A 22976-nucleotide genomic window follows, 5' to 3' on the forward strand; every position below is an offset into this window, starting at 1 on the left:
CCGATCTGCTGTCATTCTTCTCCCCGGCGGTACGTTTGTCCGCACTGCCCCGCCCGCACCGCACCCGCTCGGAGGACCCCGATGGCCGTCGACGTGCTGATCCGCCGGCTCGCTGCCGACGTCCCGCTGCCCGGCTACGCCCATCCAGGCGACGCCGGCGCGGACCTGAGCACGAACGAGGACGTGACGCTGGCGCCGGGGGAGCGCGCCAACGTCGGCACCGGCATCGCCATCGCGCTGCCGGACGGGTATGCGGCGTTCGTGCACCCCAGGTCCGGGCTCGCCGCCAGGCTCGGTGTGACGCTGGTCAACGCGCCGGGTACCGTCGACGCGGGCTACCGTGGCGAGATACGCGTTACGCTCATCAACACGGACAGAACCGAGTCGGTGCGGTTCCGCCGGGGGGACCGGATCGCCCAACTTGTCGTTCAGCAGGTCGAGCGGATGCGTGTGCACGAGGTCGAGCAGCTGCCCGGGTCGGACCGGGGAGCCGATGGCCATGGTTCGACGGGCGGGTTCACCGACTCCGTCGGGCACACCGCGCGATAGCCTGCCGAACGCCGATCTGCAGACCTGAGGCCTGAGGAAGCGAAGGGACATCGTGATCTTCCGACGCCGTCGCGCCAAGGACAAGCGCGCCGAGGAGCCGGCCGTCGAGGAATCGGCCGCCGCGGACGACGACTCCGATCTCGACGACGACACCGTCGCCGAGGAGGACGCGTCCGTCGATGACTCGGCCGAGGAGGACGAGACCGCGGACGACCTCGACGACGAGGACGAGGACGAAGACGAGGACGAAGCGGACGACTCGCCGCGCGCCGACGGTCCGTGGGACGTCGACGAGGACTTCCCCGAGGCGGAGCGGATCGACCTGGGGTCGTTGCAGGTGCCGGTCGTCGACGGCTTCGAGATCCAGATCCGGATGGACAACAACGTCCCGGTCGCGGCGAACGTCCTGCACGGCGACAGCGGCCTGGAGATCATGGCCTGCGCCGCCCCGAAGACCGGTGGGCTCTGGGACGAGCTGCGCAGCGAGATGATCAAGGGGCTGAAGAGCTCCGGCGGCAAGGTGGCGTCCGTGGACGGGACCTTCGGCCGGGAGCTGATCGCCGAGGTACCGGTGACCGGCCCGGACGGCACCCAGGGCACCCAGCACGTCAGGTTCTTCGGCATCGACGGCCCGCGCTGGTTCCTCCGCGGCGCCTTCTCCGGGCGTGCGGTGGACGAACCCAAGCAGGCCGTGCCGCTCGAGGACATCCTGCGGGGGACGGTCGTCGACCGCGGGCAGGAGCCGATGGCACCGCGCGAGCTCATCCCGATGGACCTGCCGCGGGACGCGAAGGAAGCGCTCGGGTTGACCACGCAGGAGGACGACACCGAGGCCGCCAACCGGTTCAAGTCGTTCCGGCGGGCACCCGACTCGGCTGGGTAGCATGGCAGACGAGCAACGACTCCGTAATGGTCGAGTCGGGGGCCACGGTCGAGGAGCCTCATGGCAAGCGGTGACGATCGCCGGCTGACGCTAGCGCAGCGGATCAGGCGGCTCTTCTCGTCCACGGAAGAGCTCGACGCCGAGGAGTTGCAGGAACGCTCCGAGGAGCTGGGGGCGACTCCCGTCAAGGAATGCGCGGACCGGTGCCGCGCCGTCGTCGCGGGCACCGTCCGCACCGTGACCATGCAGCCGCGCGCGGGCGCGCCCGCACTCGAGGCGGAGCTCTTCGACGGGTCCGACACGCTCACCCTGGTGTGGCTGGGGCGACGTAAGATTCACGGCATCGAGCCCGGCCGGCGGCTGCGCGCCAGTGGCATGGTCACGACCGCGGAAGGGCGCAGGGTGATCTACAACCCGAAGTACGAGCTGATTGCGAGTGGCCATTGACCGGGCCGGACCAGCCGGGGGAGTCGCGCACCGAGCCGACCGCCACCACAGCCGAGGACGCCGAACCGGCCGAAGCCACGCCCACGCCGGAGGAACAACGCAAGTCGCTGCTCGGCGCCGTCGGCGGCGGCCGTGGTGCGCTGGAGACCAGCGTGCCCGGCCTGCTCTTCGTCACCATCTTCTCCATCTGGCGGGACGTGCAGCTCTCCGCGATCGTGGCGGTGGCCCTCGCCCTCGTCTTCCTCGCGATCCGGGTCGGTCGGCGCAGCACCGTGCAGTACGCGGTCGGCGGCTTCGTCGGCGTGCTCATCGCGGGGCTGTTCGCCGTCAGCACCGGCGAGGCGAAGGACTACTTCGTGCCGTCGATGCTGAAGAACCTCGGCTTCGCGGCGCTGTACCTGGTGTCGGTGCTCGTGAGGTGGCCGCTGCTCGGCGTGATCATCGGCCCGCTGCTGAAGGAGAACTTCGCGTGGCGCGCGGTGGACGCCCGCCGGCGCGCGTACGCGCAGGCGACCCTGCTGTGGGCGGCGATGTTCGCGGTGCGGCTCGCGGTGATCTTCCCGCTGTACCACCTGGACATGACGTTCGCCCTCGGCGTCGCCGGTGTCGCCCTCGGCTGGCCGGTCTTCGCCGTGGTCGCGTGGGTGACCTGGCTGATCATCCGCCGAGTGCCACCGGTCCGCCCGGACGCCCCGCCGGGTACCCGTTAGGTCCGGTGGAACAGGGCGTCCAGCTCGCTCTCCACGTTCTCCGTGGTGACCAGCAGCAGCTCGTCGCCGGCTTCGAGGGGGTCGTCGCCGCTCGGCACCAGGACCCGGCCGCCGCGCAGGATGGCGACCAGCGCGGTGTCCGCCGGCCAGGCCACCGAGCTGACCTTCTCGCCCACCAGGGTGGACGTCTCAGGCAGCGTCGTCTCCACCAGGTTGGCGTTGCTCTGCCGGAACGTCATCAGCCGCACCAGGTCGCCGACGGAGACCGCCTCCTCGACCAGGGCGCACAACATCCGGGGGGTGGACACCGCCACGTCGACTCCCCAGGAGTCGTTGAAGAGCCACTCGTTGTTCGGGTGGTTCACCCTGGCCACCGTGCGGGGGACGCCGAACTCGGTACGGGCGAGCAGCGACACCACCAGGTTGACCTTGTCGTCGCCGCTGGCCGCCACGACCACCTGGCAGCGTTCGAAGCCGGCCTCGTCCAGCGAGGCGATCTCGCAGGCGTCCGCGAGCAGCCACTCGGCGCGCGGCACGGAGTCGACCCGGATGGCGCGCGGGTCTTTGTCGACGAGCAGCACCTCGTGCCCGTTGTCGAGTAGTTCGGTGGCGATCGACCGGCCGACTGCGCCGGCGCCAGCGATGGCAACACGCATCTCAGTCGCTTCCCTCCGGCGGCTTGCTGAGCGTCCCCACGACCTCCGCCTGGGTGCCCGTACGCACCGCCACGTGCACGAGATCGTCCTCTTGGATGGCGGTCTGCCCGGTCGGGAGCACCGCCTCGCCCATCCGCGCGATGGACACCACCCGGCTCCCGGTCGCCTCCTCGGCGGCCTGCACCGTGTTGCCCGCCCAGCTGGGGTGGATGGGCACCTCGGTCAGCATGACGGTGCCGGTGGCGTCCTGCCAGTCCGGGGCGCTCTGCTCGGGGAACAGCCGCCGCAGGATCTGGTCGGCGGTCCACTGCACGGTCGCCACGGTCGGGATGCCGAGCCGCTGGTACACCTCGGCGCGGCGCGGGTCGTAGATCCTCGCGACGACGTTCTCCACGCCGAAGGTCTCCCTGGCGATCCGCGCGGTGATGATGTTGGAGTTGTCGCCGCTGCTCACCGCGGCGAAGGCATGCGCCTGGTCGATGCCGGCCTCGATGAGCACATCCCGGTCGAAGCCGTACCCTTCCACCCGTTTGCCCTCGAAGTGGCTGCCCAGCCGGCGGAAAGCCGTCGTGTCTTGGTCGATGATGGCTACGGAGTGGCCGCGTTGTTCCAGGGTGTTGGCCAGAAGGGAGCCCACCCGACCGCAGCCCAGGATGACGCAGTGCACGAGATGTCCCTTCGCCGTCGGTAGCGCCATTCAGACGCTACACGCTTGGCGGGTGTGACGGCGCCAGGGTGGGCCGCTAGCCTCGTCTGCTGTGCCCAGCGCTCCCTACCTGCTGAAGCGGCTGCTCGTCGGGCGACCCCGTCGCTCCGAACAACTGCACCAGACGCTGCTGCCCAAGCGCATCGCGTTGCCGGTGTTCGCGAGCGACCCGCTGTCGAGCGTTGCCTACTCGCCGGACGAGATCTTCCTGATGCTCTCGCTGGCGGGCACCGTCGCGTACACGTACAGCTGGAAGGTCGGCCTGGTCATCGCGTTCGTGATGCTGGCCGTCATCGCCTCGTACCGGCAGAACGTCCGCGCCTACCAGAGCGGCGGCGGCGACTACGAGGTCGCGACGACGAACCTGGGCAGCGGGCCCGGCCTGATGGTCGCAAGCGCCCTGCTGGTCGACTACGTGCTCACCGTCGCGGTGTCGATCTCGTCGGCAGCCCAGTACGCGGCCACCGCGATGCCATTCCTGCAGGGCGGGCAGGTCTGGCTCGCCGTCGGCGCGACGGTGTTCCTGATGGCGATGAACCTGCGGGGCATCAAGGAGGCTGGTACGGCCTTCGCGGTGCCCACGTACGTCTTCATGGTGGCCGTGCTCGGCATGGCCGCCGTCGGGTTCCTCAGGTACTTCTTCGGTGAGCTGCCCGCGGCGGAGAGCGCGAGCCTGGAGATCAGGGCGGACGACGACTTCGTGAACGGGTTCGGTGGGTTGGCCGCGGGTTTCCTGTTGCTGCGGGCGTTCGCCTCCGGCTGTGCGACGCTGACCGGTGTCGAGGCGATCGCCAACGGTGTGCCGGCGTTCCGCAAGCCGAAGGGCAAGAACGCGGCGACCACACTGCTGATCCTTGGCGTCGTGGCGGTGACCGGCGCGCTGAGCACGGTCATGCTCGCCAACCTGACCCACGCGCGGGTCGCCGAGCGCCCGGCCACCCAGCTGATCCGGCCGAACGGCGAACCGGTGGGCCCGGAGTACCACCAGGACCCGTTGATGACCCAGATCGCCGAGTCGGTCTTCAGCGGCTTCGCCCCCGGCTTCTACGTGGTGGCGGCCGCCGCCGGCGTGATCCTGCTGCTGGCCGCCAACACGGCGTTCACCGGGTTCCCGGTGCTCGGCTCGATCCTGGCCAGCGACGGCTACTTGCCCAAGCAGCTGCACACCCGCGGCGACAAGCTCGCCTTCAGCAACGGGATCCTGCTCCTCGCCGGCTTCGCCATCGTGCTGATCGTGGCCTTCGACGCGGAGGTCACCCGGCTGATCCAGCTGTACATCGTCGGTGTCTTCGTGTCGTTCACGGTCAGCCAGCTGGGCATGGTGCTGCACTGGACGAAGCTGCTACGCACCGAGCGCGACGGCGCCCGCAGGCGCGGGATGCAGCGGTCGCGGGCGATCAACGCGTTCGGCCTGTCCGTGACGGGCATCGTCCTCGTGGTGGTGCTGATCACGAAGTTCACGCACGGCGCCTGGATCACCATCCTCGCGATGGCCGTGCTCTTCACGGTTATGCGGGCGATCAAGCGGCACTACGGCCGGGTGGAGGCCGACCTGCGGCCGGACGAGGCGGCCGACACCATGCTGCCGTCCCGGGTGCACGGGATCGTCCTCGTCTCCCGGATCCACAAGCCGGCACTGCGCGCCGTCGCGTACGCGCGGGCGACCAGGCCGGACGTGCTCGAGGCGGTCTCGGTGCAGGTCGACCCGGAGGAGACCAGGAAGCTGCAGGCCGAGTGGGAGCGGCTGGGGCTGCCGGTCCGGCTGAAGGTGCTCGACTCGCCGTACCGGGAGATGACCAAGCCGTTCGTCGACTACCTCAGGGCCATCCGCAGGAAGAGCCCGCGCGACGTCGTCACGGTGTTTCTGCCGGAGTACGTGGTGGGGCACTGGTGGGAGCAGCTGCTGCACAACCAGAGCGCGCTGCGGCTGAAGGCGCGGTTGCTGTTCGAGCCAGGCGTCATGGTGACCAACGTGCCCTGGCAGCTGCGGTCCTCGGACCGGATCGTCGGCAAGCTCGAACGCGACGAGGTGTCGCAGCGTTCGTCGAGTGGTCCCGATGCAGGCTGAGCCGGCGGTACGCGTCGGTGACGTGCTGGAGCTTGCCGTCACCGCGGTGGCACACGGCGGGTCGTGCGTCGCCAGGCACGAGGGGCAGGTCGTCTTCGTCCGGCACGCCCTGCCCGGCGAGCGGGTGCGGGCGCGGGTGACCCAGGTGCGCAGCAAGTTCCTGCGCGCGGACTGCGTGGAGGTGCTGGCGGCGTCGGCCGACCGGGTCGAGGCGCCGTGCCCGTACGCGGGGGTGTGCGGCGGCTGCGACTGGCAGCACGCGGCTCTGCCCGCGCAGCGCGCGCTGAAGGCTGCGGTCGTCGAGGAGCAGCTGCAGCGGCTCGCCGGCATCGAGCTCGAGGTGCCGGTGGAGGAGGTGCCTGGCGCGCCCGACGGGCTGGACTGGCGCACCCGGGTCGCGTACGCTGTCGACGCCGACGGCCGCGCCGGCTTCCACGCGTACCACTCGCACGACGTGGTGCCGGTCGACCGCTGCGCCATCGCTCATCCCGCGGTGCGGGAGCTGGGCATCGAGACGAAGCGGTGGCCGGGGGAGCGCCGGATCACGGTGGCCGCGGCACCGACAGGCGGCGGCAGTGTGGTGCAGCCTGGCGGGGCGAAGGCGCAGCGTCGGTCGGTGCGGGAGCACGCCGCCGGCCGCACCTGGCAGGTCACAGGCACGGGTTTCTGGCAGGTGCACCCTGGCGCCCCTGACACCCTGGTGGACGCCGTGCTCGACGGCCTGCAGCCGCAGCCGGGGGAGTCGGCCCTCGACCTCTACGCCGGCGTGGGCCTGTTCGCCGGTGCGCTCGCCGAGCGGCTGGGGCCGGGCGGCTGGGTTACGGCCGTGGAGTCCGGCCGCGACGCCGTCGGGGACGCGCGTGCGAACCTGGCCGACCTGCCGACGGTGGACATGCGGCAAGGCGACGTCCTGCACGTGCTCCGTGGGCTGCGGCTGCGCCGCGCCGACCTGGTGGTGCTCGACCCGCCGCGGCGCGGCGCCGGGCGGGAGGTGGTGGACCTGCTCTGCCGGCTGCAGACCCGCAGGACCGCCTATGTGACGTGCGACCCGGCGGCGCTGGCCAGGGACGTGCGGTACTTCCGCGACCACGCCTGGCAGCTGCGCGGGGTGCGCGCGTTCGACCTGTTCCCGATGACCCACCACGTCGAGTGCGTGGCGATCCTGGAACCGGCCTAGCCGGTCACTCCGACGTGGCGGCCTCGAGCTGCCGCTTCCGCTGCTGCGACTCGACGATGGCGTTCTCGCGGTCCGGCAGCGCGCGCAGCGCGGCGTGCGAGTCGCCGCTGCCGACGGTGTCCACGTCCGGCTGCGTGGTGGCCAGCTGCAGGCCCCACAGCGCCATCAGGAAGAAGACGATGTAGTTGATCCCGGAGAAGCCGAGCTCGTTGTGCGCCAGCCAGGTCGGGACGCCGGCGATCGCGTGCTCCTCGTGGGCCAGCATCGGGGCTGCCGCGGCGATGCCGGCGGTGACGAGGAAGACCACGAACGCGAAGCCGCCGTAGCCCTTCGATGCCCCCGGTGTGCGCGCGGCGCCGATCGCGAGTACGCCCATCACCAGGTGGAAGACGTCGATGGCGAGGGTCTCCCCGAGGATCCAGCCGGGGATGCCGGCGAGGTGGAAGACCAGGCCGGCGGCGCCGACGACCAACAGCGACAGGCCCATGATGAGCGCAAGCACTTGCGTGGCGGGCCGGAAGCTCCTGGCTTCTTGGCTCTTCGTCATCTCCTGCTCCAGGCACTCGGTGAACACCGGCGAGAGGAGACTATCGGCCCGGGCCCACCCCATGAGCGCGGACACCCGCAGATGGCTGTTATCTTGATATCGAGACAAGTTTGCCGGCGTGGCAGGGTGGCTGGAGTGACGCCGGCGGGGATGCTTGGCTACTGGTGAGGATGCCGGAACCGAGAGGTTGGGGTAGCGCGATGTCGGTCAACAGCTACGGGGCACGGAGCAGTCTGCGGGTCGGTGGTCGTGACCTGGAGATCTACCGTCTCGACGCGGTCGAGGGCGCGGCGGATCTGCCGTACAGCTTGAAGGTGCTCCTGGAGAACCTGCTGCGCACCGAGGACGGTGCGAACATCACCGCGGACGACATCGCGGCGCTCGCCAACTGGGACCCGAAGGCCGAGCCGAGCCGGGAGATCCAGTACACGCCTGCGCGGGTGCTGATGCAGGACTTCACCGGGGTGCCGGCCGTCGTCGACCTCGCCGCGATGCGGGAGGCGATGCGCGACCTGGGCGGCGACCCGGCGAAGATCAACCCGCTTGCGCCGGCCGAGCTGGTCATCGACCACTCGGTGATCGCGGACTTCTTCGGCGTGCACGACGCGATCGAGCGCAACATCGCGCTGGAGTTCGAGCGCAACAAGGAGCGCTACCAGTTCCTCAAGTGGGGGCAGCAGGGCTTCGACAACTTCCGCGTCGTCCCGCCGAACACCGGCATCGTGCACCAGGTCAACATCGAGTACCTCGCCCGCGTCGTCTTCGAGCGCGACGGCGTCGCGTACCCGGACACACTCGTCGGCACCGACTCGCACACCACCATGGTGAACGGCCTCGGCGTGCTCGGCTGGGGCGTAGGCGGCATCGAGGCCGAGGCGGCCATGCTCGGCCAGCCGGTCAGCATGCTGATCCCGCGGGTGGTCGGGTTCAAGCTCACCGGCGAGCTGCCGGAGGGCGCCACGGCGACCGACCTCGTGCTCACCATCACGGAGATGCTGCGCCGGCACGGCGTCGTGGGCAAGTTCGTGGAGTTCTACGGCCCGGGCGTGTCGAACGTCCCGCTGGCGAACCGCGCGACGATCGGCAACATGAGCCCGGAGTACGGCTCCACCTGCGCCATCTTCCCCGTCGACGAGGAGACCATCGAGTACCTCAAGCTGACCGGCCGGCCGGCGGAGCAGCTCGAGCTGGTCGAGGCGTACGCGAAGGAACAGGGCATCTGGCACGACCCGCAGCGCACGCCGCGGTTCTCCGAGACGCTCGAGCTCGACCTGGGCACCGTCGTACCGAGCATCGCCGGCCCGAAGCGGCCGCAGGACCGCATCGCGCTGACCGACGCGAAGGCGACCTTCCGCAACGTGCTCGGCGACTACGCCAGCCCGGGCAACGGCGCGGGGCCGACGTCCGCGGTCGACGAGGCGATCGACGAGACGTTCCCTGCGTCCGACCCCACGGCCTACGACCACCAGGACAACGGTGCGGGCGCGCCCGCGACGACGGTCTCCGGGGCTGCCCGTGCGGCCGGCCGGCCGAGCAACCCGGTGCAGGTGCGGCTCTCCGACGGCACCGAGTTCGAGCTCGACCACGGCGCCGTGGTGATCGCGGCCATCACCTCGTGCACGAACACGTCGAACCCGCACGTGATGGTCTCGGCCGCGCTGATCGCGAAGAAGGCCGTCGACCTCGGGCTCAACCGCAAGCCGTGGGTGAAGACCACGCTCGCGCCGGGCTCCAAGGTCGTCATGGACTACTACGACCGGGCCGGCCTCACCCCGTACCTGGAGAAGCTCGGCTTCAACCTGGTCGGCTACGGCTGCACCACGTGCATCGGCAACTCCGGCCCGCTGCAGGACGAGATCAGCCAGGCGATCAGCGACAACGACCTGACGGTCGCGTCGGTGCTGTCGGGCAACAGGAACTTCGAAGGCAGGATCAACCCGGACTGCAAGCTGAACTTCCTCGCGTCGCCGCCGCTGGTCGTGGCGTACGCGCTCGCGGGCTCGATGGACGTGGACCTGACCAGCGACCCGCTGGGCACGAGCGCGGACGGCGAGCCGGTGTACCTCTCCGACCTCTGGCCGACGAACCGGGAGGTGGAGGAGGTCATCGCCGGTGCCCTGCAGTCGGAGATGTTCACCCGTGACTACGCGGACGTGTTCACCGGCGACGAGCGCTGGACCTCGCTGGACGTGGCCGAGGGCGACATCTTCGAGTGGGACGAGGCATCGACGTACGTCCGTCGCCCGCCGTACTTCGACGGCATGCCCGCCGAGCCGGCCCCGTTGACCGACATCGCCGGCGCGCGCGTGCTGGCGCAGCTCGGCGACTCGGTCACCACCGACCACATCTCGCCGGCCGGTGCGATCAAGCCGGACAGCCCGGCGGGCTCGTACCTGGTCGAGCACGGCGTGGAGCGCAAGGACTTCAACTCCTACGGTTCCCGGCGCGGCAACCACGAGGTGATGATCCGCGGCACGTTCGCGAACATCCGGCTGCGCAACCAGCTGCTCGACGGCGTCGAGGGCGGTTACACCAGGCAGCTGCCGGACGGCGGCCAGACCAGCATCTACGACGCGGCGGTCGACTACGCCGAGGCCGGCGTGCCGCTGGTCGTGCTGGCCGGCAAGGAGTACGGGTCGGGCTCGTCGCGCGACTGGGCGGCCAAGGGCACCACGCTGCTCGGCGTGCGCGCGGTGATCGCGGAGTCGTACGAGCGGATCCACCGGTCGAACCTGATCGGCATGGGCGTGCTGCCGCTGCAGTATGCCGACGGCGAGAACGCGGAGTCGCTCGGCCTGACCGGTGAGGAGACCTTCGACATCACCGGCATCGAGGGTGCGGCCGAGATCCCGCGGCAGGTCACCGTGCGCGCGGACGGCAAGGAGTTCACTGCGACGATCCGGATCGACACACCGGGTGAGGCGGAGTACTACAAGCACGGCGGCATCCTGCAGTACGTGCTGCGTTCGCTGCGCGACGCCGAGTAGGCCGAGCTGACCGCCGGGTATGCGACACGGCACACCTCCATCGGTAAACGCTTGCCGGTCGCTGCGCGTCGTTAGACTCGATGGATCAGTAGCCGGCGGGCACCCGTCGGGCAGTCGGGTCGAGAGGGAGACTTTGCGTGAGCAGCCTCGCATCGCTGGGTGGCCCTGACGACCTGAAGCGCCTCGGCGAAGCCGAGCTGGTGGAGCTCGCGCGGGAGATCCGCGAGGTGCTCGTCGACGAGGTGTCGAAGACCGGCGGGCACCTCGGTCCGAACCTGGGGGTCGTCGAGCTGACCATCGCGCTGCACCGGGTGTTCGACTCGCCGCGCGACCGGATCCTGTTCGACGTCGGGCACCAGGCGTACGTGCACAAGATGCTCACCGGCCGGCAGGACGGGTTCCGCGGCGGCACGCTGCGCAAACGCGGCGGGCTCTCCGGTTACCCGAGCCAGGCCGAGTCCGAGCACGATGTGATCGAGAACTCGCACGCGTCCACCGCGCTGTCGTACGCGGACGGGCTCGCGGCCGCGTACCAGCTGCGCGGCGAGCAGCGCGACGTGGTGGTCGTGGTGGGCGACGGCGCGCTCACCGGCGGCATGGCGTGGGAGGCGCTGAACAACATCGCCGCGGTGAAGGACCGCAGGCTGGTCATCGTGGTGAACGACAACGGCAGGTCGTACGAGCCCACGCACGGCGGCTTCGCCGACTACCTGGCGGGGCTGCGAACGAACCCGCGGTACGAGCAGATGCTCGCGTTCATCAAGGAGACCCTGGAGCGCACCCCGCTGGTCGGGGCCGCGCTCTACGACACGCTGCACGGCATCAAGCGCGGGCTGAAGGACATGGTCAGCCCGCAGGGCCTGTTCGAGGACCTGGGGCTGAAGTACGTCGGCCCGATCGACGGGCACGACGTCGAGTCGGTGGAGTCGGCACTGAGCAAGGCACGCCGGTTCGACGGGCCGGTGATCGTGCACTGCGTCACCCAGAAGGGGCGCGGGTACGACGTCGCGGAGCAGGACGAGCAGGACTGCCTGCACCAGATCCGCAAGACCGACCAGCCGACGACGTGGACCGACGTGTTCGCCGACGAGCTCGTCGCCGTCGCCGAGGAACGGCCGGAGGTCGTCGGCGTGACGGCGGCGATGCTGCACCCCACGGGGCTGGCGAAGTTCGCCGAGCGCGCGCCGCAGCGCGTGTACGACGTCGGCATCGCCGAGCAGCACGCGGTGACGAAGGCGGCGGGGCTCGCGATGGGCGGCCTGCACCCGGTCGTCGCGATCTACTCGACGTTCCTCAACCGCGCCTTCGACCAGGTGCTCATGGACGTGGCGCTGCACCGGCTGCCGGTGACGTTCGCGCTCGACCGCGCCGGCGTCACCGGCGACGACGGGCCGAGCCACAACGGCATGTGGGACCTCTCCATCCTGCGCGTGGTGCCGGGCATGCGCGTCGCGGCGCCCCGCGACGAGACCCGGCTGCGCGAGCTGCTGCGCGAAGCGCTGGCGGTGGACGACGCCCCGACCGCGCTGCGGTACCCGAAGGGCGCGGTGCCGGACGACATCCCGGCCGTCGAGCAGGTCGGCGGCTGCGACGTGCTGCGTACGGCGGAGAGCAAGGACGTCCTGCTGGTGTCGGTGGGCGCGATGGCCGGCACCGCACTGGACGTCGCGGGACGGCTGCACGCCGAGGGCTACGGCGCGACGGTCGTCGACCCGCGGTGGGTGCAGCCGGTCGACCCCGCGCTGCTCGCGCTCGCGGCCGACTACCGGCTGGTCGTCGTGCTCGAGGACAGCGGCCGCGCCGGGGGAGTGGGCGCCACCCTCGGCCAGGAGCTGCACGACCGGGGTACCGAGGTGCCGGTGCGCGGCTTCGCCATCCCGCAGCGCTTCCTCGACCACGGCAAGCGCGAAGAGGTGCTCGCCGAGGTCGGCCTCACCCCGGCCGACATCGGCCGCGAGGTGATCGGCACGCTCAGCGGCCTCGACACCGACACCCCCGTAGTGCCGCTGTCCAGCTGACGTCCAGTCACGCCCTGGTGGCGGCGGCGACGAAGATCGGGATCGCTACGAGAAGATCGGGATCGCTACGAAGAGGCGGTCGGTGCGGGTACGTTCCTGTTGTTCGGCGAGCCAGTCGTCGGCGGCGGTGTCCGCTGCCGCAGTGGCGAGGCGCTGCAGCAGCGGCATCGCCACGTCCGGTTCGGTCAGCACGCCGGTGTGCACCTCGACCGTGACGCCGGTGAAGCCGGCGTCGAGCAGCATGGTGCGGTAGCCGCGGGCCGCGGTCGGTGAGGCGATGGTGTCGGCCTGCGCCTGGACGAGGCGCCTGGTGGGTGGCGTCGCCGAGTCGACGACGATCGTGTCCCAGTCCTGCCCGAGCAGCACGATCCGCGCTCCTGGGGCGAGTGCGCGGCGCGTTTCGGCGAGCGCGGGCCCGGGGTCCAGCAGGGCGTGGTAGACCTTCTCCGCGCGGTAGCCGGCGTGCTCGCCGTCCGCGAACGGCAGCGACTCGGCGGCGGCGACCCGGAACCGTGCGGTCGGCCAGCGGTCGCCGTGCGATGTCGATCATCGGCGGGCTGACGTCCACGCCGACGGCGTGCACGCCGCGCTCGGTGAGCTCGGCCACGGCCCGTCCGGTGCCGCAGCCGACGTCCGCGGCGACCGCGCCCGGCGGCAGCCGGAGCAGGTCGAAGGTGCGAGCCCGCAGCTCGTACGCTCCGGCCAGCTCGTCGGTGGCGTCGAGCACCCGGGCAAGGGCGGTGATGTCGTTCTCAGTGTGCGCTCGCCGCCAGGTTCGGACTGGCGACGCACGTGCTCAGGCACTGGGAGGCGATGGGCCTGCTGACGCCGGCGCGGGCCGCGGACGGCCGGCGCAGGTACGGCGAGGTGGACGGCTACCGCGTCGCCATGATCCTGCAGGCGTTGGAGGCCGGCCTCGGGCTGGCGGAGATCCGCCGGCTGCTCGCCACGGCCGACCCCGCCGAACGCAGGCAGGTGCTCGTCGAGCAACGCGCCGCGCTGGCGGAGCGGATCGCCCGCGCGCAGGCGTCGCTCGAACTGCTGGACTGCGCGCTCGACTGCGAGCACGACGACATCGCGACCTGCCCGCACTTCCAGGCCGTGCTCGCCGAACGGGCCGGGCTGGGCGAGGCGACGCCGTCAGGGGAGGCTCGCGACGCCCTGCGGTAGGAAGCGGGCGCCGGTGGCCTGCTCGCTGACACCGGTGCGGTCCAGGTACGGCGTGATGCCGCCGAGGTGGAACGGCCAGCCGGCGCCGAGCAGCATGCACAGGTCGAGGTCCTGCGCCTCCGCCACCACGCCCTCGTCGAGCATCAGCCGCGCCTCCTGCGCGACCGCGCCGAGCGCCCGGGCACGCAGCTGCTCCTCGGTCGAAGGGGCGTCGCCGTGCTCGAACAGCTCGGCCACCTCGGGGTCGACCTTCGGGGTGGCGCCCTCCCAGACGTACACGCTCGGCTTGCCGGCCGACACCAGCCTGCGCAGGTTCTCCGACACGGTGAACCGGTCGGGGAACGCCTCGTGCAGCTGCTCCGCGACGTGCAGCGCGACGGCCGGGCCGACCAGCTGCAGCAGCACGAACGGCGGCATCGGCAGCCCGAGCGGCGCGGCCGAGCGGTCGGCCACCTCGATCGGCGTGCCCTCGTCCACGGCGGCGGTGATCTCGCCGAGGAACCTGGTGAGCAGCCGGTTGACCACGAACGCAGGTGCGTCCTTCACCAGCACGCACGACTTCTTCAGCCGCTTGCCGACGCTGAACGCCGTCGCGAGCGTCGCGTGGTCGGTGGCCGTGCCACGTACGACCTCGAGCAGTGGCAGTACGGCGACCGGGTTGAAGAAGTGGCAGCCGACCACGCGCTCCGGGTGCTTCAGGTCCGCGGCCATCTCGCTGATCGACAGCGAGGACGTGTTCGTCGCGAGCACGCACGACTCGGAGACGACGGCCTCGCACTCGGCGAAGACCTGCTTCTTGACCTTCATCTCCTCGAACACCGCCTCGATGACGAAGTCGGTGTCCGCGAACGCGTCCTTCGTGGCCGAGCCGGAGACCAGCGCCTTCAGCTTGTTCGCCTTGTCCTGGCCGATGCGGCCCTTGCCGAGCAGCTTGTAGACCTCGGCGTGCACGTAGCCGACACCGGCGTCGATACGGCCCTGGTCGACGTCGGTCAGCACGACGGGCACCTCGAGCCGGCGCAGGAACAGCAGCGCGAGCTGGCTCGCCATCAGGCCGGCGCCGACGATGCCGACCTTGGTGACCGGCAACGCCTGCTGCTTGTCCGGCGCGCCGGCCGGGCGCTTGGCGCGGCTCTGCGTGAGGTCGAAGGCGTACAGGCTGGCGCGCAGCTCCTCGCTCATGATCAGGTCGGCGAGCACCTCGTCCTCGGCGGCGAAGCCGGCGTCGCGGTCGAAGTCGCGCGCCCGGTCGAGCAGGTCGAGGGCGGCGTACGGCGCCGGCGTCGCGCCATGCACCTTCTGGTCCGCGATGCCGCGGCCACGGGCGATCGCGGCGTCCCAGCCGGCGCCGCGGTCCGGCTCGTCGCGGGTCACCGTGACCTCACCGCGGACGACCTGGCCGACCCAGCGCAGGCTCTCCTCGAGGAAGTCGGCGCCGTCGAACATCGCGTCCGCGATGCCGAGCCGGTACGCCTTCGCGGCGTCGAGCATCCGGTTCTGGTTGAGCGCGTTCTCGATGATCACCGTGACCGCGGACTCCGGGCCGATCAGGTTCGGCAGCAGCCGGGTGCCGCCCCAGCCGGGCGCCAGGCCGAGGAAGCACTCCGGCAGCGCGATGCCGTTCGCGGACGCGGAGACGGTGCGGTACGTGCAATGCAGCGCGACCTCGAGGCCACCGCCCATGGCGGCGCCGTTGATCAGCCCGAACGACGGCGCCGGCAGCTCGCCGAGCCGGCGGAACACGTCGTGGCCGAGCTTGCCGATGGCCAGCGCCTGCTCGCGGGTGGTGATGTGCGGCATGCCCTTGAGGTCGGCGCCGACGGCCAGGATGAACGGCTTGCCGGTGATGCACACGGCGGCCAGGCCGTCGCGTGCCTCCACCTCGTCGAGAGCTGCGGCGAGCGAGCGCAGGCCGCCGACGCCGAACGAGCTCGGCTTGGTGTGGTCGAAGCCGTTGTCCAGCGTGATGAGCGCGGCGGTGCCAGCGGCGTCCGGCAGGTCCACGTACTTCACGTGCGCGTGCGTGACGAGTTCGTCCGGGAAGTCCAGCGTTGCCGTGCTGCCCATCAGCTGTCCCCTCCGACGTAGTGGGGGTTCGCCCAGATGACCGTGCCGCCCATGCCGATGCCGATGCACATCGCCGTGACGCCGTAGCGGACCTCGGGGTGCTCCTCGAACTGCCTGGCCAGCTGGGTCATCAGCCGCACCCCGGACGAGGCGAGCGGGTGGCCGACGGCGATCGCACCGCCGTACTCGTTGACCCGCGGGTCGTCGTCCAAGATGTCGAAGTGGTCGAGGAACGCGAGCACCTGCACGGCGAACGCCTCGTTCAGCTCGAACAGGCCGATGTCGTCGATGCCGAGGCCGGCCTTCGCCAGCGCCTTCTCCGTGGACGGGATCGGGCCCACGCCCATGACCTCGGGCTCTACGCCGGCGAACGCGAACGAGACCAGGCGCATCTTCGGCGTGAGCCCGAACTCGGCGGCGACGTCCGCGGCGGTGAGCAGGCACGCGGTGGCGCCGTCGGTGATCGGCGCGGCGTTGCCGGCGGTGACCCGGCCGTGCGGCCGGAACGGCGTCTTCAGGCCGGCGAGGCCGTCGAGCGTGGTGTCCGGCCGCGGCGGCTCGTCCACGCTCTGCAGGCCCCAGCCCTCGGCCTGGCTCCTCGTCGCCATCGCCACCAGGTCGCGCTGCACCTTGCCGTCCGCGTACGCCTTCGCCAGCTTCTGCTGGCTGGCCTGGCCGAACGCGTCGGCGCGCTCCTTGCTGATGCCGGGGAAGCGGTCGTGCAGGTTCTCCGCCGTCTGGCCCATCACGAGGGCGGACGGGTCGACGAGCTTCTCCGCGATGATCCGCGGGTTGGGGTCGACGCCTTCGCCCATCGGGTGCCTGGTCATGTGCTCAACGCCGCCAGCGAACGCCGCGTCGTACGCGCCGACGGCGATGCCCGACGCGATAGTGGTGACCGCGGTCATGGCGCCGGCGCACATCCGGTCGATGGCGAAGCCGGGCACGGTCTTCGGCAGCCCGGCGAGCAGCGCCGCGGTGCGGCCGATGGTGAGGCCCTGGTCGCCGGTCTGCGTGGTCGCGGCGATCGCAACGTCGTCCACGCGCTCAGGCGGCAGCGACGGGTTGCGCTTCAAGAGCTCCCGCAGGCAGCGGATGACCAGGTCGTCGGCGCGGGTCTCGGCGTACGCGCCGTTGTTCTTGCCGAACGGAGTGCGCACCCCGTCGACGAAGACGACGTCGCGCACGGCGCGAGCGGTGGCGGGTGGGTCGGACTGGTCGGGCACGGTTCCTCCGCATCGCGGTGGGCAGCGGACGGCCCCATATTACTCACGAGTAACAACGCTTGACCAGGAGGGCACGCGACGACACGGCAGCAGGTCCGCGTTCGGTCGTCAGCTGGACAGGGCGCCGGCGAGGTTGGTGGCGAGCAGGGAGATCTGCCACTCCCTGACGCCTTCCGCGCGGAGCAGGGCGGCGACCGCGTCGCTGGTGGGTCGTGCGGGCGGTGCCCAGGCCAGCTGGCGTACGGCGGTCGGCGGGGCCAGGTTCTCCTGCGGCAGGTTGTGCTGCTCCGCGAGCTCGGTCACGACGGCGCGTACGGCGGCGAGGCGGGCCGCGGCTTCCGGCTGCTTGCTGCCCCAGCGCTTGGTCGCCGGCGGCTCGGTCGACCGGGCGCGGCGGCGGGGGAGGTCGGCGTCCGGCAGCTCGAGCGCCGAGGTGACGGCGTCGAGCCACCGCGGGGTGGACGCGGACGTCCGCTTGCTTGAGACGCCAGGCACCTTGCGGAGCTCGTCCAGCGTGGTGGGCTTGGCCTGCGCCACCGCGACGATCGCCGCGTCGGCGAGGACGCGGCCGGGTGCCAGGTCGCGCTGCTTGGCCAGCTCCTCGCGCGCCGACCAGAGCGCGCGGACGATGGCCAGGCCGCGCAGCTCGGTCATCTTGTGGATGCCCGAGGTACGCCGCCACTCCTCGGCGCGGCGCGGCCGGGTCGGCGCGGTGCGGATCGCGTCGAACTCCTCCCGCGCCCAGTCGAGCTTGCCGGCCTCGGCGAGCTCGGCCTCCAGGTGGTTGCGCAGCTCGATCAGCAGCTCGACGTCGAGTGCCGCGTAGGCGAGCCAGTCGCGGGGCAGCGGCCGGGTGGACCAGTCGGCCGCGGCGTGCCCCTTCTCCAGCGAGTAGCCGAGCAGCGTCTCGACCAGGGTGCCGAGCGCCACCCGCGGGTAGCCGAGCAGCCGGCCGGCCAGCTCGGTGTCGAACAGCCGGGGTGGCAGCAGGCTGAGCTCGGCCATGCACGGCAGGTCCTGGTTGGCGGCGTGCAGCACCCACTCGTCGTCCGCGAACGCGTCGCGTACCACCGTCAGGTCGGGCACGGCGGTCGGGTCGATCAAGAGTGTGCCGGCGTCCGGCCGCCGCAGCTGGATCAGGTACGCACGCTGGCTGTACCTGTAGCCGGAGGCCCGTTCGGCGTCGAACGCGACGGGACCGGACGAACGGGCATAGCGGTCGACCGCCGCGCGCAGGTCGGTGGGCCGGTCGATGACTGGCGGGATTCCGTCGCGAGGCTCGACTAGGCGCACCGTGTCCGCTGCGGCGGCAACGTCATCCGGTGCCACCTTGGCCATGGTCTCCACCGTATGCCGCGGACCGCGGGTCTGCCGATATGGCGCGCCGTGCGGCGACACGGCGCGACGGTTAATGTGCAGGTGTGGCGACTGCATTGGTGATCGAGCACGAGAAGGACGCCGACCTGGCCTGGCTCGGCGAGTGGTTCGAGGACGCGGGGCTGACCGTCGAGGTGGTGCGGCCGTTCGCCGGCGAGACGGTGCCGGCCGAGGTGACGCACGACGCGCTCGTCGTGCTGGGCGGCTCGATGGGTGCGTACGACGACGTCAAGTACACGTGGCTGACCGACACGAAGGCGCTGCTGCGCGCGTACGTCGGGGCGGAGGTGCCGTGCCTGGGCGTCTGCCTGGGGCACCAGCTGCTCACCGTCGCGTGCGGCGGCGAGGTACAGCGCAACCCGGACGGCCGGCAGCGCGGTGCGCTGGCCGTCGGGTTCCAGCGCGAGGCGGCGGAGGACCCGCTGTTCGGCCCGCTCCCCACCGGGACGCATGCGGTGCAGTGGAACGGTGACGTGGTCACGGCCTTGCCGCCGGGCGCAGTGCTGCTCGCGGAGAGCGCCGACGGGCACCCGCAGGCGGCGCGCGTGGGGCCGAAGGCCTGGAGCATCCAGTTCCACCCGGAGGCCGGCGCGGAGAAGGCCGAGGTGTGGGCGAAGCTGGAGTCCCGCGGCGCCGACCACGACGACGCCACCCGCGACGCGCTGGCCACCGTGAGGGAGCACGAGGACGAGATGCGGCAGACCTGGTCGGCGTTCGCCGGCCGGTTCGCGACGCTGGCCGGGGCCTAGCGCGAGCGGTTCGGCAGGATCGCCACGTCCGGTGGCACCGGCGGTAGCCCGCCGGCCTGGCAGAGCACGTCGCTCCACGCGCTGAGGTGCGGCCCGAGGTCCTCGTCGTGCGGCGTCCAGGAAGCCCGGATCTCCACCTTCGCGGTCGGTTCCCTGTCCAGGCCGAACGACTCCTCGGCGAGCCTGGTGACTGTGCCGCTGGCCGCGCCGTACGTGGCGTTCCTGGCGTCCAGCGCGTCGATCAGCCAGCTCCAGCCGACGGCCGGCAGCAGCGGGTCGGCCGCCGCCTCCGGCTCGATGTCCGCCTGCACCAGCGACACCATCCGGATGGTGCCGGCCCAGGCGTCCGGGCCGTCCGGGTCGTGCAGCACGACCAGTCGTCCGGTGGCCAGGTCCTCGTCCGCGACGACGACGTCGGCGGTGAGTGCCATCGAGTACGGGGCCAGCTGCCGGGGTGCAGGCGCCTCGTCGAGCTGCACCTCGGGGCGCAGCGTGACGCTGCGCAGGCTGGCGATGGCGCGACGAAACTCCGGTGGTGTCCCGTCCGTGTCCCCGAACACGGTCATGTCAGCAGCGTAGGCCGAATCGACGGCTCCGCGCCCTCGCGGCGCGCCGAAACGGCTCACGCGACGCGACCCGCGGACGTACGGGCACGACGGGCCGGCCGGTGCCGACGTCGGCGCTGCGGCCAAGGCGCCTGGCCACCGGCGAAGAGTGCGGTACCGCAGAGGGTGCACGCGAGGTCTAGACACTCTTCGTGACCGTCTGAACACGGTGGCTGCTCGAATGCGACGACCGCCGCACAGGACGGACAGAAGAACTCTGGTTGGCTCGTCATCGGTCAGCTCTCTTGTTGTCGTGCCTGGGCCCATGGGTCGGTGTTGCCGGGCCCGTACGGCCGGCGGCACCGTGAGCTTCGTCGCTTCGACGGTGGCACGGCGGTGGAGGGAAACCCGGGAGGCGGCCCCGGCGTGTCGCGAGCATGCCGAGGTGTGTCACGATCCGGCAGTGAGCGATCTGCTGGCCGATTCCCCGTTCCTGCGCGCCTGTCGGGCCCAGCAGGTGCCCCACACTCCCGTCTGGTTCATGCGGCAGGCCGGACGTGCGCTGCCGGAGTACCGGCGGGCCAGGGAGGGCGTGCCGATGCTTACCGCCTGCCGGCGTCCCGAGCTGGTCACCGAGCTCACCATGCAGCCGGTGCGCCGCTACGGGGTGGACGCGGCGGTGCTGTTCAGCGACATCGTGGTGCCGTTGCACGCTGCGGGGATGGACGTCGAGCTGCGGCCGGGCGTGGGCCCGGTGGTGGGGACGCCGATCCGGTCGGCGGCCGACGTGGCCGCGCTACCCGAGCTCACGCCGGCGGACCTCGAGTTCGTCGCGGACGCCGTGCGCGGCCCGCTGACCGAGCTGCGCGGCGTGCCGTTGGTCGGGTTCGCCGGGGCGCCGTTCACGCTGGCGTCGTACCTCGTCGAGGGTGGCCCGTCGCGGCACTTCGAACGCACCCGCGCGCTGATGTACGCGGAGCCGGACACCTGGCACGCCCTGCTCGGCAGGATCGCGGCGCTCACCCGGACGTTCCTCCAGGTGCAGGTGGACGCGGGCGTGGCTGCGGTGCAGCTGTTCGACTCCTGGGCCGGGGTGCTCGGCGTGGAGGACTACCGGAGCTACGTGCTGCCGCACACCAGGTCGGTGTTCGACGGGCTGCCCGCGGACCTGCCGCGGGTGCACTTCGGCGTCGGGACGGGGGAGCTGCTCGGCCCGATGGTCGAGGCGGGCGCGACGGTGCTCGGTGTCGACTGGCGGGTGCCGCTGGACGAGGCGGCCAAGCGGGTCGGCGCTGGCGTCGTGCTGCAGGGCAACCTGGACCCGGCGGTGTGCCTCGGCCCCTGGGACCTGGTCGCCGATCGCGCCAAGGACGTCCTGGCCAGGGGACGCGCCGCCGCCGGGCACGTGTTCAACCTCGGCCACGGCGTGCTGCCGTCGACCGACCCGGACACCCTCACCCGCCTGGTCGACCTGGTACACACCGAGACGGCGAGCTAGGTGCCATAGGCGTCCAGGGTGTCCAGTCGCCGAGACAGCGGGCTAGGCGTCCGCTGCGTCCAGGGCGCCGGCACGTAGGGCGTCGGCGAGACGGCCGGCTAGGCGTCCGCTACGTCCAGGGCGTCGGCGAGCAGCTCAGGTCGGCCTGGTGCATGCCGAGTCGGCTCCCTAGGCGTCCGCTACGTCCAGGGCGTCGGCGAGCAGCTTCTGGTCAGCGTGGTGCATGCCGAGTCGGCGGGTTAGGCGTCGGCGAGCAGCCGACCTGGTACACACCGAGACGGCGAGCTAGGTGCCATAGGCGTCCAGGGCGCCGGTGACGGCGTCGGCGAGTAGCTTCAGGTCGGTGGTCTGCGTGACCAGCGACGGCGAGACCTGGATGGCTCCGCCGGCCAGTGCGCGGGTGAGCACGCCGCGTTCGCGTAGGCCGCCGATCACCTGGTCGGGCAGCCCCGGCCGGTCGGCGAGTGCGCTCGCGGCGAGCTGCACCGCGGCGAGCACGCCGACCCCGGACCGCACCTCGTCGACGAGGGCGTGCTGCGCCAGCGGCTGCAGTGCAGTGGTGACCTCGCCCTCCAGCTCGCGGGCGTGCGGGATCAGCTGCTCCCGCTCTAGGATGTCGAGGTTGGCCAGCGCGACCGCGGCCGCCGTCGCGTGCCCGGAGTAGGTGTACCCGTGCCGCCAGATGGTGCCAGGTTCGGCGAAGAACGGCTCCGCGACGTTCGCGCCGATGAGCACGGCACCCATCGGCAGGTAGCCGGACGTCAACCCCTTCGCGCAGGTGAGCAGGTCGGGGTCGAGCCCGTACCTACCGCTGGCGAACCACTCGCCGAGCCGCCCGAACCCGCAGATCACCTCGTCCGCGACGAACAGGACGCCGGCGTCCCTGCAGGTCGCGCGGGCGGCGGTCAGGTACTCCGCGGACACCGGGTACACCCCGCCCGCGCCGACGACCGGTTCGCAGAAGAACGCCGCGACCCGGTCCGGCCCGACCCGCTCGATGGTGGCGGCCAGCTCCTCCGCCGAGTCGTAAGACACCTGCTCGACGTGCGGCAGCAGCTGCGGGTAACCGGCGCGGTTGTCCGGGATGCCGGCCAGACCGGTGCCGGCCGCGTGCATGCCGTGGTACGCACGCTGCCGCACGATGATCGTGTCGCGCTGCGGCTGGCCCCGCTCCGCCCAGTACCGCAGCGCGAGCTTCACGGCGGTGTCGACGGAGTCGGAGCCGCCGCTGGTGAAGAAGACCTTCGCGCCGTCCATCGGGGCGAGCTCGACCAGCCGGTCGGCGAGGTCGAGCGTCGGCCGGGTCGCGTACGGCCCGAAGTTGGAGTACGCGCACAGCTTCCGCATCTGCTCCGCCGCGGCGTCGGCGAGCTCCGCCCTGCCATAGCCGACGTTGCAGTACCACAGCCCACCGGCGGCATCGAAGTACTTGCGCCCGTCCTCGTCGTAGACGTACGCGCCGTCGCCCGCCGCGATGACGAGCTCGCCGCCCGCGCTGACCTGTGCCATGTCGGCGAATGGATGCCAGTAGTTGGCCATGGGAACACTGCCCTTCACCCGTACGGACGCTCACGATGCAATCAAGCCGGGCGCCCG

General features: G+C 71.5%; 20 protein-coding genes and 1 pseudogene. 11 read left to right on the plus strand and 10 right to left on the minus strand.

Going from position 1 to position 22976, the window contains the following annotated elements:
* Window positions 1-81 precede the first annotated feature (81 nt).
* Genes GEV07_01775 through GEV07_01790 form a run of 4 tightly spaced genes read left to right on the plus strand, consistent with a single transcriptional unit; the run spans window position 82 to window position 2589 of the window.
* Complete coding sequence (locus GEV07_01775; protein ID MQA01494.1) at window positions 82-549, plus strand: dUTP diphosphatase; 468 nt, start codon at window positions 82-84, stop codon at window positions 547-549.
* Window positions 550-601: 52 nt separating this feature from the next.
* Window positions 602-1432 carry a DUF3710 domain-containing protein gene (locus tag GEV07_01780; GenBank protein ID MQA01495.1) on the plus strand — a complete coding sequence of 277 codons (831 nt, stop codon included), beginning with the start codon at window positions 602-604 and terminating at the stop codon, window positions 1430-1432.
* A gap of 60 nt (window positions 1433-1492) precedes the next feature.
* Window positions 1493-1879 carry a DNA-binding protein gene (locus tag GEV07_01785; protein MQA01496.1) on the plus strand — a complete coding sequence of 129 codons (387 nt, stop codon included), beginning with the start codon at window positions 1493-1495 and terminating at the stop codon, window positions 1877-1879.
* Window positions 1876-2589, plus strand: a complete 714-nt coding sequence (locus tag GEV07_01790; GenBank protein MQA01497.1) for a DUF3159 domain-containing protein — start codon at window positions 1876-1878, stop codon at window positions 2587-2589. Before GEV07_01785 ends, GEV07_01790 begins: the two co-directional genes overlap by 4 nt.
* On the opposite strand, the gene GEV07_01795 is transcribed toward GEV07_01790, so the two are convergent.
* Window positions 2586-3245 (minus strand): TrkA family potassium uptake protein, encoded by a 660-nt coding sequence (locus GEV07_01795; GenBank protein MQA01498.1) that lies wholly within the window; start codon window positions 3243-3245, stop codon window positions 2586-2588. The two genes, GEV07_01790 and GEV07_01795, sit on opposite strands and share 4 nt — an antisense overlap.
* 1 nt (window position 3246) lies before the next feature.
* Window positions 3247-3912, minus strand: a complete 666-nt coding sequence (locus GEV07_01800) for a TrkA family potassium uptake protein (protein ID MQA01499.1) — start codon at window positions 3910-3912, stop codon at window positions 3247-3249.
* 91 nt (window positions 3913-4003) lie between these two features.
* Here GEV07_01800 and GEV07_01805 point away from each other — a divergent pair, with 91 nt between their 5' ends.
* Together GEV07_01805 and GEV07_01810 are read left to right on the plus strand one after the other, a co-directional pair.
* Window positions 4004-6019 carry an amino acid permease gene (locus GEV07_01805; protein MQA01500.1) on the plus strand — a complete coding sequence of 672 codons (2016 nt, stop codon included), beginning with the start codon at window positions 4004-4006 and terminating at the stop codon, window positions 6017-6019.
* Window positions 6009-7196 (plus strand): TRAM domain-containing protein, encoded by a 1188-nt coding sequence (locus GEV07_01810; protein ID MQA01501.1) that lies wholly within the window; start codon window positions 6009-6011, stop codon window positions 7194-7196. The genes GEV07_01805 and GEV07_01810 overlap by 11 nt, the downstream gene beginning before the upstream one ends.
* A 4-nt stretch (window positions 7197-7200) precedes the next feature.
* On the opposite strand, the gene GEV07_01815 is transcribed toward GEV07_01810, so the two are convergent.
* Entirely contained in the window at window positions 7201-7770 is a 570-nt protein-coding gene (locus tag GEV07_01815; GenBank protein MQA01502.1) for a hypothetical protein, read from the minus strand.
* Between the two features lie 173 nt (window positions 7771-7943).
* On the opposite strand from GEV07_01815, the gene acnA reads away from it, so the two are divergent.
* Window positions 7944-10730 (plus strand): aconitate hydratase AcnA, encoded by a 2787-nt coding sequence (gene acnA, locus GEV07_01820; protein ID MQA01503.1) that lies wholly within the window; start codon window positions 7944-7946, stop codon window positions 10728-10730.
* A 137-nt stretch (window positions 10731-10867) separates the two neighbouring features.
* Window positions 10868-12748 carry a 1-deoxy-D-xylulose-5-phosphate synthase gene (gene dxs / locus GEV07_01825; protein MQA01504.1) on the plus strand — a complete coding sequence of 627 codons (1881 nt, stop codon included), beginning with the start codon at window positions 10868-10870 and terminating at the stop codon, window positions 12746-12748.
* A 45-nt stretch (window positions 12749-12793) separates the two neighbouring features.
* Here dxs and GEV07_01830 read toward each other — a convergent pair.
* A pseudogene (locus GEV07_01830) lies at window positions 12794-13493 on the minus strand (methyltransferase domain-containing protein).
* Between the two features lie 35 nt (window positions 13494-13528).
* On the opposite strand from GEV07_01830, the gene GEV07_01835 reads away from it, so the two are divergent.
* Window positions 13529-13918, plus strand: coding sequence for a MerR family transcriptional regulator (locus tag GEV07_01835; GenBank protein ID MQA01505.1), 390 nt, complete (start codon window positions 13529-13531; stop codon window positions 13916-13918).
* Here GEV07_01835 and GEV07_01840 read toward each other — a convergent pair.
* The 3 genes from GEV07_01840 to GEV07_01850 all read right to left on the minus strand — a co-directional run bounded on the left by GEV07_01840 (window position 13889) and on the right by GEV07_01850 (window position 18549).
* Window positions 13889-15985, minus strand: coding sequence for a 3-hydroxyacyl-CoA dehydrogenase (locus tag GEV07_01840; protein MQA01506.1), 2097 nt, complete (start codon window positions 15983-15985; stop codon window positions 13889-13891). The genes GEV07_01835 and GEV07_01840 overlap by 30 nt on opposite strands.
* A complete protein-coding gene (locus tag GEV07_01845) occupies window positions 15985-17172 on the minus strand; it encodes an acetyl-CoA C-acyltransferase (protein ID MQA01507.1) in 1188 nt (395 codons plus the stop codon). The genes GEV07_01840 and GEV07_01845 overlap by 1 nt, the downstream gene beginning before the upstream one ends.
* A gap of 147 nt (window positions 17173-17319) precedes the next feature.
* Window positions 17320-18549, minus strand: coding sequence for a ribonuclease D (locus GEV07_01850; protein MQA01508.1), 1230 nt, complete (start codon window positions 18547-18549; stop codon window positions 17320-17322).
* A gap of 83 nt (window positions 18550-18632) precedes the next feature.
* Between GEV07_01850 and GEV07_01855 the strand changes: the two genes are divergently transcribed.
* Window positions 18633-19337, plus strand: coding sequence for a type 1 glutamine amidotransferase (locus GEV07_01855; protein MQA01509.1), 705 nt, complete (start codon window positions 18633-18635; stop codon window positions 19335-19337).
* Here the strand turns inward: GEV07_01855 and GEV07_01860 are convergent.
* Both GEV07_01860 and GEV07_01865 read right to left on the minus strand, forming a co-directional pair.
* Window positions 19334-19903 (minus strand): DUF3000 family protein, encoded by a 570-nt coding sequence (locus tag GEV07_01860; protein ID MQA01510.1) that lies wholly within the window; start codon window positions 19901-19903, stop codon window positions 19334-19336. The genes GEV07_01855 and GEV07_01860 overlap by 4 nt on opposite strands.
* Window positions 19904-19959: 56 nt before the next feature.
* Complete coding sequence (locus tag GEV07_01865; GenBank protein MQA01511.1) at window positions 19960-20175, minus strand: hypothetical protein; 216 nt, start codon at window positions 20173-20175, stop codon at window positions 19960-19962.
* Window positions 20176-20207: 32 nt separating this feature from the next.
* Here GEV07_01865 and hemE point away from each other — a divergent pair, with 32 nt between their 5' ends.
* A complete protein-coding gene (gene hemE, locus GEV07_01870) occupies window positions 20208-21380 on the plus strand; it encodes a uroporphyrinogen decarboxylase (protein MQA01512.1) in 1173 nt (390 codons plus the stop codon).
* Between the two features lie 285 nt (window positions 21381-21665).
* Here hemE and GEV07_01875 read toward each other — a convergent pair whose 3' ends face one another.
* The gene (locus GEV07_01875) at window positions 21666-22919 is read right to left on the minus strand and encodes an aminotransferase class III-fold pyridoxal phosphate-dependent enzyme (protein MQA01513.1); all 1254 of its coding nucleotides are present in this window, start codon (window positions 22917-22919) and stop codon (window positions 21666-21668) included.
* Window positions 22920-22976 lie beyond the last annotated feature (57 nt).

The sequence above is a fragment of the Streptosporangiales bacterium genome (genome assembly GCA_009379825.1).
Taxonomy (GTDB): Bacteria; Actinomycetota; Actinomycetes; order Streptosporangiales; family WHST01; genus WHST01.